General features: G+C 33.0%; 9 protein-coding genes. 5 read left to right on the forward strand and 4 right to left on the reverse strand.

Going from position 1 to position 9,505, the window contains the following annotated elements; all coding sequences use genetic code 11:
- Nucleotides 1-58 precede the first annotated feature (58 nt).
- Nucleotides 59-1,291 carry an S-adenosylmethionine:tRNA ribosyltransferase-isomerase gene (locus HNP25_RS20730; RefSeq protein ID WP_184137527.1) on the reverse strand — a complete coding sequence of 411 codons (1,233 nt, stop codon included), beginning with the start codon at nucleotides 1,289-1,291 and terminating at the stop codon, nucleotides 59-61.
- 3 nt (nucleotides 1,292-1,294) lie between these two features.
- Complete coding sequence (locus HNP25_RS20735) at nucleotides 1,295-1,807, reverse strand: DUF1648 domain-containing protein (RefSeq protein ID WP_184137529.1); 513 nt, start codon at nucleotides 1,805-1,807, stop codon at nucleotides 1,295-1,297.
- A gap of 291 nt (nucleotides 1,808-2,098) precedes the next feature.
- Here HNP25_RS20735 and HNP25_RS20740 point away from each other — a divergent pair, with 291 nt between their 5' ends.
- Both HNP25_RS20740 and HNP25_RS20745 read left to right on the forward strand, forming a co-directional pair.
- Entirely contained in the window at nucleotides 2,099-2,647 is a 549-nt protein-coding gene (locus HNP25_RS20740; protein ID WP_184137531.1) for a cob(I)yrinic acid a,c-diamide adenosyltransferase, read from the forward strand.
- Between the two features lie 141 nt (nucleotides 2,648-2,788).
- A complete protein-coding gene (locus HNP25_RS20745; RefSeq protein WP_184137533.1) occupies nucleotides 2,789-3,853 on the forward strand; it encodes a branched-chain amino acid aminotransferase in 1,065 nt (354 codons plus the stop codon).
- Between the two features lie 63 nt (nucleotides 3,854-3,916).
- Here the strand turns inward: HNP25_RS20745 and HNP25_RS20750 are convergent, their stop codons facing one another.
- The gene (locus HNP25_RS20750) at nucleotides 3,917-4,489 is read right to left on the reverse strand and encodes a hypothetical protein (protein WP_184137535.1); all 573 of its coding nucleotides are present in this window, start codon (nucleotides 4,487-4,489) and stop codon (nucleotides 3,917-3,919) included.
- A gap of 208 nt (nucleotides 4,490-4,697) precedes the next feature.
- On the opposite strand from HNP25_RS20750, the gene HNP25_RS20755 reads away from it, so the two are divergent.
- Together HNP25_RS20755 and HNP25_RS22110 are read left to right on the forward strand one after the other, a co-directional pair.
- Complete coding sequence (locus HNP25_RS20755) at nucleotides 4,698-5,369, forward strand: response regulator (protein WP_229202926.1); 672 nt, start codon at nucleotides 4,698-4,700, stop codon at nucleotides 5,367-5,369.
- 113 nt (nucleotides 5,370-5,482) lie between these two features.
- On the forward strand, nucleotides 5,483-5,923 hold the full coding sequence (locus tag HNP25_RS22110; protein WP_184137537.1) for a LytR/AlgR family response regulator transcription factor: 441 nt from the start codon (nucleotides 5,483-5,485) through the stop codon (nucleotides 5,921-5,923).
- Nucleotides 5,924-6,094: 171 nt separating this feature from the next.
- On the opposite strand, the gene HNP25_RS20765 is transcribed toward HNP25_RS22110, so the two are convergent.
- Nucleotides 6,095-7,480 carry a BamA/TamA family outer membrane protein gene (locus tag HNP25_RS20765; RefSeq protein WP_184137539.1) on the reverse strand — a complete coding sequence of 462 codons (1,386 nt, stop codon included), beginning with the start codon at nucleotides 7,478-7,480 and terminating at the stop codon, nucleotides 6,095-6,097.
- Between the two features lie 215 nt (nucleotides 7,481-7,695).
- Between HNP25_RS20765 and HNP25_RS20770 the strand changes: the two genes are divergently transcribed.
- Nucleotides 7,696-9,033, forward strand: a complete 1,338-nt coding sequence (locus tag HNP25_RS20770) for an MFS transporter (protein WP_184137541.1) — start codon at nucleotides 7,696-7,698, stop codon at nucleotides 9,031-9,033.
- The last annotated feature ends 472 nt before the right edge of the window (nucleotides 9,034-9,505 follow it).

Consider the following 9,505-nt stretch of genomic DNA (forward strand, 5'->3'; position numbering starts at 1 on the left):
TATATGAATATCAATTTATTGAGTAATCGACAAATCTTAACTAATTATGCACAATTACTCAAGGCAATAATAAAGAGGAGTCGCCATAACTCAAGAAACGATAATCGTTTGCCATCGCTTCGGCATACACTTTTCTCCAATCTTCGCCAATGAGTGCGGCGATGAGTAAAATTAAAGTACTTTCTGGCTGGTGATAATTGGTAATAATGCCTTTACAGATTTTAAATTGATAACCCGGAAAAATAAAAATTTCGGTTTCTCCCGTGATTTCATTTTCGCCAGAGGCTTCCATTTTTGCTAAAATCGTTCTTAAAGCAAGTTCAGTACTTGGTAAAGATTCAACAGGATTTTGATAAGGATCTAATTTTTCGATAAAAAAAGTACTTGAAATATTCTTCGTCAGTTTTACGCCATACCAATACAAACTCTCCAAAGCTCTCATCGAAGTTGTGCCAACTGGAATGGTATTTCCGATATTTTCGAGTAAAACTTCCATATTCTTTTTCGTGAACACAATTTGCTCGTTGTGCATTCTGTGTTCAACAATATTTTCAACTTTGATAGGCTGAAATGTGCCAGCTCCCACATGAAGTGTAATAAATTCTTCTTTAATTCCTTGATTTGAAAGATTTTGCAGTACTTCGTCCGTAAAATGCAAACCTGCCGTAGGGGCGGCTACTGCTCCTTTTTTCTCGCTATAAACCGTTTGATAGGTTTCATAATCAGCTTCTTCTGCTTCACGATTCAAGTAAGGAGGCAAAGGTATTTCGCCCAAAGCTTGAATAATATCTACAAATTTGGGTGAGAAATGTCCAACATTTTCAGAAATTACTTGCCAAGAAAGTTGAACTTGATTGCTATCAAAATCAAAAATACTGGCTTTTATTGCTACTTTTTCACCTGAAATCGTTAGAATTTTCGATAAAACATCTTCTTTTTTCCAACGCTTTCTATTGCCAATCATACATTCCCAAACGCAAGTATCGTTTACTTCCATCGCCAAATTAATGACCGAAGTAGGGGCAACGGGATGCAAAAGAAAAATCTGTATGACTGCTCCAGTAGATTTCTGGAAATGAATTCGGGCTGGAATTACTTTGGTATTATTAAAAACCAACAAAGTATTTTTAGGCAAATACTTGTTGATTTTATGAAAAACCGTATGCGTAATTTTTCCTTGCTGATATACTTGTAGCTTAGATTCATCTCGCTTTTCTAAAGGGAATTTCGCAATTCGCTCGTCGGGCAAATCATAAGTATAATCAGCAAGTTTTAAATCTTGAATATCCATCAATTAATCTTCTTCTTCGATTTTTGGACTTGTAAAAAGCAATTTGATAGGCAAATAAAATATCCAAGCCATCATCAGAACTATTCCGATTACTAACAAATAAGTATAATCTGTTCTGAAAGTACGCTCATCATTCAATATCAACAAGGCTCTCAGAATAAGCAAAAGAAAAGTATTGACGATAGCAGGCAAAAAGTTTAACCAATTTACAATTGCTATATTTAGCTGATTCCCGCCTTTCAGCCATTTTTTATTTGGAATCCATTGAAAAGCAACCAAAGGAATGCGTTTTACATTATTTGCTAACAAAACAGAAAGTATGTTGAAAGCAAACATAACTCCAGCAAAAAGATAGAAAACCTGATTTTTTGGTAAAAATCCATCTCCTCTACCATTTGGTCCAAAATGCACAGCGGTGGTATCTGGCAAACCACGATAAGTAAATAATAATACAAGTACGAAGGCTAAAATTGATAAATAACGCCAAGTTCTGGAAATGAAAAATTCTATACTCATTGATATTGTTGTTTCAGGGTGCAAAATTACGCTACAAATGGCAGGATTTCTAATGAAACATTCGATTAATCAAGAATAAATAGCTTCAAGTTGAAAGCCGTGAGCCTTTAGCTTCATAAGTTTGTTATATCTATAATGAAATGTGTGCCGTTTTGTTTATTCATTTTTTTAAAAAATACTTGTCATGACAATTATTTTTTTTAGGTTTAATGAGTAAAACTTCTCAAAAAAAATTAGCTTTGTAAAATGAACGATTTCAGGTCATTAATGACCTCGAATATCCACAATATCATGAAAATTTATACAAAAACTGGCGATAAAGGTAGCACTTCACTTGTAGGAGGAACAAGAGTTTCAAAAACTGAACTAAGAATTGAAGCCTATGGAACAGTAGATGAATTGAATTCTTACATTGGTTTAGTGCGTGACCAAAAAGTGAACGAGACTAGAAAAGACATTCTAAAAGAAATTCAAGATAGACTTTTTACAATTGGGTCTATTTTGGCTTCCGAACCAGAACAAACTAAAAAGCGTATTCCTGACTTGCTAGAAAGTGATGTTGAATTATTGGAAAAAGAAATGGACAGAATGGTCACTTTTTTAGAACCAATGCGTTATTTCATATTACCGGGCGGTCATCAATCGATTTCGTTTGCTCACCTTGCAAGAACAGTATGTCGTAGAGCAGAAAGAATTATCCTTAAGCTTTCAGAAGAAAGTGAGGTAAATGAATTAATCATCAAGTACTTAAATCGACTTTCTGATTATATTTTTGTTTTATGTAGAATAATGGCGAAAGAACTTGAAGTTGAAGAAATAGCTTGGAAACCAAGAGTTTGACTTTCTTTGAGACTGGAAGACTTTAGGACTTTAAGAGACAAGAAGCAAGATTTTAGACAAAAGACTTGAAGATTTGATAAATAAAAAGCTGATAGCTAAAAGCTCACAATATTAAAGAATAACAGATAATATTTTAAAATTATGACAGATACTTTGCAGATTGATATCCATCAGATTGAAAAATCTAGGATTGATTCGGTTGATTTTGACAACCTTGTTTTTGGACGTTCTTTTGCCGACCACATGTTAATGGTTGATTTTAAAGACGGAGAATGGCAAACGCCACAAATTTTGCCTTATGGACCAATTTCTTATTCTCCAGCAATGATGTCTCTACATTACGGACAAGCAATTTTTGAAGGAATGAAAGCCTACAAAAATGCTGCGGGTGAAATTTTAGTTTTCCGTCCGGAAGAAAACTGGAAGCGTCTCAACAAATCTGCAGTCCGTATGTGTATTCCTGAAATCCCTGAAGATATTTTTATGGAAGGGCTTTCACAACTTTTGCGTTTAGATGCTGAATGGATTCCAGCCAAAGAAGGTTGTTCAATGTACATTCGTCCTTTTATGTTCTCGACAGATGAGTACGTTGGAGTAAGTCCATCAAAAACTTACAAGTTTATGATTTTCAACTGCCCTGTAGGTTCATATTATTCAAAACCTTTACGTGTACGTGTTGAAACACAATATATTCGTGCAGCTCATGGTGGGGTTGGTTTTTCTAAAAATGCTGGTAATTATGGTGGCTCATTGTATCCAACAAAATTAGCGATGGATGCTGGCTACGACCAAATTATTTGGACAGACGCTGCTACTCATACTTTTGTAGAAGAAGCAGGAACGATGAACCTTTTATTCGTAATTGACGGAGCTTTAGTAACAGCACCGACTGGCGATACAATTCTTGATGGAATTACTCGTAAATCAGTTTTACAAGTAGCAAAAGAGTGGAGAATGAAAATTGAAGAAAGACAGCTTTCAGTTCAAGAATTAGTAGAAGGTATTAAAGCTGGTAAAGTAACCGAAGCTTTTGGTGCAGGTACTGCCGCTGTAATTGCTCCAATTGCTACAATCGGCTTTGAAGGCGTTGATTACCAACTTCCTGAAAGAGCAGAAGATGCTTTCTCGAAAAGAGTATTTGAAGAAATTAACGATACTCGTTTAGGCAAAAAAGCCGATACTCGTGGATGGGTTATGAAAATATAATTTTCTGATACTGAACGATACAAAAAGAGCCTTTAGATTATCTAAAGGCTCTTTTTGTATTACTTATTGTAAAATCTTGTCCGCTTTATTTGCAAAAACTATTTTTAATCCTGGGTCCTTTTCAGTACTTTCATTTTGAAGTAATAAGCTATTTTTTCCATCTGCCAATTGCCAAATAATAGCTTTTTCTTTTTCAACTCCCTTTCCATACTTTGTTTCAAAATAGCCTTTAAACTCATTCATTAAGCTATCCACAGCTGTTTGGCGTTCGATATAAACATCAATCGTGATAGCTTCAACTTTATTCTCTGGACTTTTTACGTAGAGAATATCAGCAAAATTCAAATCAGTGTCATCAAAATACTCTGTGAAACTTTTCCCATTTTCTGCTGGCGTTTCTGATGGCAATGTGGTTTCATTAATCGTATCAATATTATCACCAATTTTTACACCTCTTGCCATTCCAGCATCGGTTTTAAGAATCGCCTGAAAGATTGTACTATAGTTTTCTAAAGCTGAAGAGCCAACAGAAGTACTTGCTAAACTACTCGTTTCGGTTTGAGTACTTTCTTTTTTTTCCTGACAAGCAACTAGCAAAACAAAAAAGATAAGAAAGTAAAGATTATTTTTTTTCACGGAATGAATTTTTATGAAGGTTTCTGATACAAAAATACAAAAACTTTCCGACTAGCTACCACATTCTCAGTGATGATATAAGTTTCATCACCCAATCATGTGATATTACCTCAATTTATTTTTTTGTAATATTACATTCATTTTAATCTTGAAATAAGATATTCTCCACTTAATCAAACTTGTATTTCAGGTAAATATCTTCAATATCATGACTCTGAATTTCATCAAACCAATGACTCAAACTTCTATCAAAATCGTAGTTTATGAGGATAATCCTGATTTACGAGAAAGCCTTTCGGTACTCCTTGCAGGTTCAATTGGGTTTGAATTGATTGGTGCTTTTGTCAACTGCGAACAGGTAGCCAAGCAAATCGTTGAATTAAAACCTGATGTTGTTTTGATGGATATAGATATGCCTGTAGCCAATGGTTTAAAAGGACTCAAAATCATCAAACAATTAGCTCCACAAGTAAATGTAGTGATGTTTACCGTTTTTGAAGATAATGAAAATATCTTCGAAGCAATTTGTTCAGGAGCGGTTGGCTATCTTTTAAAAAGAACTCCACCTGTCAAACTTCTTGAAGCCATTCAAGAAGCAAATAATGGTGGCGCACCCATGACATCAAGCATTGCTCGTAAAGTATTACAAATGTTACCAACTCAACAGAAAGTAACAGAGAACAACGACTACAAATTAACAGAACGGGAAAGTGAGATTTTAAACCTTTTAGTAAAAGGGAATAGTTATAAAATGATTGCAGATAAGTGTAGCATCAGTATTGATACTGTTCGCTCTCACATCAAAAAAATATATGATAAATTACACGTTCATTCACAAACTGAAGCTGTAGCAAAGGCAATTCACGAAAGAATTGTGTGATATATCATCCTATCATGTGATTGACAGCCATTAAAATACTCTCTACTTTTGTAATAAGAACCCAACCATGCAATAGAATGAATTTATGGATTAACCTAAACTAAATAACTATCATGGCAAGTACGTCGTTAACAAGCAATTCTTATCTAATTAATAACTTAAGTCACGATTTCAGTTTTAGACGAGAATCTATTTTTAACAAGGAGTCGAATATTATTTTAACGATTTCATGTAAAAAAAATATCATAGTAGCTTGGAAAGACATTAGCCATCTCGAAGCAATTGGAAATTATACAATATTTCACTTCACAGATGGGAAAAAATTATTGGTTTCACGAACAATGAAGATTTTTTTACCTAAATTAGATTCTGAAATATTTGTTAGGATTCACAAATCGTTTACTGTCAATCTAAATCACATTTCAAAGTTTGATGTTAGAGAAGAAATGTTCGTTCAATTAAGAGATGGAAGTAAAATTTCTATCTCAAGAAGAAAGAAAAAAGACTTTATTGAAAAAGCTAGAAGATATTTTAGTAACTTTCGGATAAATTAAAAAAAGAAATTAGTGGTTAGGTATTTATGAAACGGGGGTGATTTTTGTTACCCCTCGTTTTTCAAAGCCTGCCTTCAAAAATATTTAAGATAATAGGTGTAGAACTATTAATTTGCACAGGGAGATGTTTTTAACGTCTCCTTTGTCTTTTTATAGCCCCTACCTCTTAGCTTAAAATTCCCTTCCCATACTAAACACAAAATTCCTTTTATTGCTACTATTTATCGCATAATTAAAGCGAAGTACTAAATTATAATAAGTAACTATATCAAGCCCAACACCATAACCATATATTAATTTATTAGCAAGATTACTTTTACTCTCTGTCGCAAAGCGATTTTCAACATAAGCATAATCATTAAAAATATTTGGGTACAGACCAATTGGAATTTTATTAAATTGCTTAATATGCAGAAATTTCAAGTGAAAACTTTTGTTGAGAAGCTCATATCTTAGGTTATTTCTAATATATAAATACTTACTTCCATCAACAACATAAAGCTCATAACCTCTTACTAAATCTCCGCCATAACCCAAACCACGAGTATTTAAAAATGGTTGACGATTAGGAAAAGACACCTTTCCCTCAACGTTAATCCCCAAAAACCATTTATTGGATAATGGTTTATAATATGAATAATCGCCAGTAATTTCTAATTGATTAATATCATCATTGGGTAAAATTCCTAGTTTATTAATCAACAATTCATATCGTTTACCTCTTAGTGGATAAGTAACGTTATCTCTAAAATCATAGTTAAAGTAATAACTAATTTGCCCATAGATTTGCTGATTATTATTACTCGCCAAGTAATTTGAATTAAGTTTTCTGATGGTATCATCAATTGAAATATGATTAAATCTTAATTCAATTGTATGATTATCGTAAAAAGCAAATCGCTTTTTCAAGAAAATAGCTCCAGAAAAACGCTCTCTTAAAATTTCATCTTTACTCCTAATGTAGAAAAGTGTGTCATTTATACTTCTAAAAGCTACATTCTTATTGGTGATATAAGAAATGCTCATTCCTAGACCCGTTTTTTGAGCTTTGTTGATGTAGGGAATTCTGTAACTAAAATCTACTCTTTTAGTAAATCCATTTTCAATATGTAAAGAAAGTCTTTCTGCCCTCCCTCTGAAATTGCTATGTATCAAATCAACACCATAAATTGTACGCCTGAAATCATATCCACGACTCCACCATTCTGAAAAATTTCTATCTGCTAACTGAAAAACAGGATACCCCAAGATAAACCATTGTTCTTGCAGATTAATCATCACTTTCAATTGTCCTTCATTACTTATGCCCGTTTGAATTTCAGCAGTAATAAACAAATTAGTATTAATTATTTTCCTTCGATTTAGTTCTAAACGTTTAGAAAGTTGATTCTTCGATAAAGTATCCCCTATTTTAAAATCAAGCTCTCGAAGGATGATATTTTCTTTCGTTTTATGATTTCCATGAAGAATAATTTCATTCACTACCACAAATGAATCTACCTCAATAGGTTTTAAATTAGTACTTATCAAGGAAAAAAGGAAGGTAAAAAGTAGCATAAATCAAAGTTAATCAATTATTCTAAAGAATTAAGGTTCTTATTTACGCTATCAACTTTCATGAGATAGCTCTTCATTTAAAATAATACTTCATATAGATTATAAAGAAAGAAAACCCTTTAGATAGAATGAAACGAACCAGAAAAAATATAAATTATTCTAATTTAATTAGTATTATTGTAAGTAAAATTAACCGTTTTTATTAAGCAATATTTATGAATAGTATCAAACCAAGATTAACATTTTCTCAAATCATTAACATGAATGTAGGTTTTTTTGGCATTCAATATAGTTTTGGTTTGCAGCAAAGTGCCATCAATCCCATTTACGATTTCTTGGGCGCAAGTCCTGATGAAATTCCTCTTTTAAATTTAGCGGGTCCGATGACTGGACTTTTAATCCAACCCATTATTGGTGCTATGAGCGATAAAACATGGCATCCACGTTGGGGAAGACGCAAACCTTATTTTCTAGTTGGAGCTTTACTTTGTAGCATTGCACTATTCATTTATCCATTTAGTAGTTCATTATGGATGGCAGCAGGCTTACTATGGATACTTGATGCAGGAAATAACACTGCCATGGAGCCTTATAGGGCATTTATTGCAGATAAACTTCCAGCAGACCAGCAAGCAACGGGTTTTCTTTCTCAAAGTTTTTTTACAGGTTTAGGGATTACGTTAGCGAATATTTCATTATTTATTTTTCAAAAATTTATTCCAGGCGAGCATGGAAGTATTCCATATTGGGTTTTTGGCTCATTCTTTTTAGGTTCGGTTTGCTCAATTGGTTCTGTACTTTGGTCTATGTCCAAAACACCCGAAATTCCTCCAAGTCCAGCAGAATTAATAATTATGCAACAACATAAAGGAGGAATTTTTGCACCGTTTATTGAAATATTTGAAGCAATTAAAGACATGCCAAAAGTAATGTGGCAATTATCCTTGGTATATCTTTTCCAATGGTATGCCTTATTTTGTTATTGGCAAAATGCTTCTAAAAGCATTGCACAATCAGTTTGGCATACTTCTCCAATGGGAAATAAACAATTATATGAAGAAGCTGTAGGTTGGACAGGTTTAGTAAATGGATGGTACAATATAGCTACTTTTTTATCTGCATTTGCTTTGGTTGGACTTGCCAAAAAGTATTCTCCTAAATTAGTGCATGTCATTTGCTTACTTATTGCAGGCATTGGTCTTATCATTTTTCCACACATTGAAAATAAATATCTATTATTTGCCCCAATGACAGGCTTTGGAGTAGCTTGGGCAAGTATGATGGGGATTCCATATTTAATGGTAATTTCTGAGATTCCAAAAGAACGCTATGGTGTCTATATGGGTATAATTAACATGATGATTGTAATACCGATGATTATTCAAAACCTTACTTTCGGATATATTTTAGAACATTTTTTGGATAACGATGCTGGAAAAGCAATTACATTTGCAGGTATATTTTTGTTAATTGCATGTGGAGCAACAATGCTTATGAAATCTGGAAAGATAGAAGAAGGAATGGAAATACCTACAAGTGGTGGTGGGCATTGAAAGAGGATTTGAAGATTTTAAATACTGTATATTCCAAATACCGTATTGAAATTCATTATGAATAAAAATATATCTGAATTAAAAAATAAAACATGAGTCATCCCGAATTTTAAAATCATAAAAAAGCGGTCGAAAAACTAATTTCGACCGCTTTTTTTGTGATTTATGAGCCACGAATTTCTACTGTTTGAGCGAAGCGAGGTGGTTCGCCACTCCGATTAGGAATTCTTGATTTTTTTGCGACCGTCGCTGCGGTTAATTTTTGTATCAAGAAAAAAGTAAGGATCACAATAAATCCCCTAAACATTTAAATCTTTTAAAACTTACTTTTCAAAGAGAAAATTTGGGATGACTCATGTTTCAAAACGTAATTTATCAGATATTCATCATTTGCATTAGTATAAAATAAAACTCCCTTGATAAGTTAATTTATCAAGGGAGTTTTATTAATATTTTTGGGGTTTATTTACTT

This window comes from Arcicella rosea (assembly GCF_014204325.1).
Lineage (GTDB): Bacteria > Bacteroidota > Bacteroidia > Cytophagales > Spirosomataceae > Arcicella > Arcicella rosea_A.

Excerpts from the sequence above, each read along its gene's own strand:
- HNP25_RS20745 (WP_184137533.1), top strand. The coding sequence starts at position 2,789 with ATGACAGATACTTTGCAGATTGATATCCATCAGATTGAAAAATCTAGG.
- HNP25_RS20755 (WP_229202926.1), top strand. The coding sequence starts at position 4,698 with ATGACTCTGAATTTCATCAAACCAATGACTCAAACTTCTATCAAAATC.
- HNP25_RS20765 (WP_184137539.1), bottom strand. The coding sequence starts at position 7,480 with ATGCTACTTTTTACCTTCCTTTTTTCCTTGATAAGTACTAATTTAAAA.
- HNP25_RS20730 (WP_184137527.1), bottom strand. The coding sequence starts at position 1,291 with ATGGATATTCAAGATTTAAAACTTGCTGATTATACTTATGATTTGCCC.
- HNP25_RS20740 (WP_184137531.1), top strand. The coding sequence starts at position 2,099 with ATGAAAATTTATACAAAAACTGGCGATAAAGGTAGCACTTCACTTGTA.
- HNP25_RS20770 (WP_184137541.1), top strand. The coding sequence starts at position 7,696 with ATGAATAGTATCAAACCAAGATTAACATTTTCTCAAATCATTAACATG.
- HNP25_RS22110 (WP_184137537.1), top strand. The coding sequence starts at position 5,483 with ATGGCAAGTACGTCGTTAACAAGCAATTCTTATCTAATTAATAACTTA.
- HNP25_RS20735 (WP_184137529.1), bottom strand. The coding sequence starts at position 1,807 with ATGAGTATAGAATTTTTCATTTCCAGAACTTGGCGTTATTTATCAATT.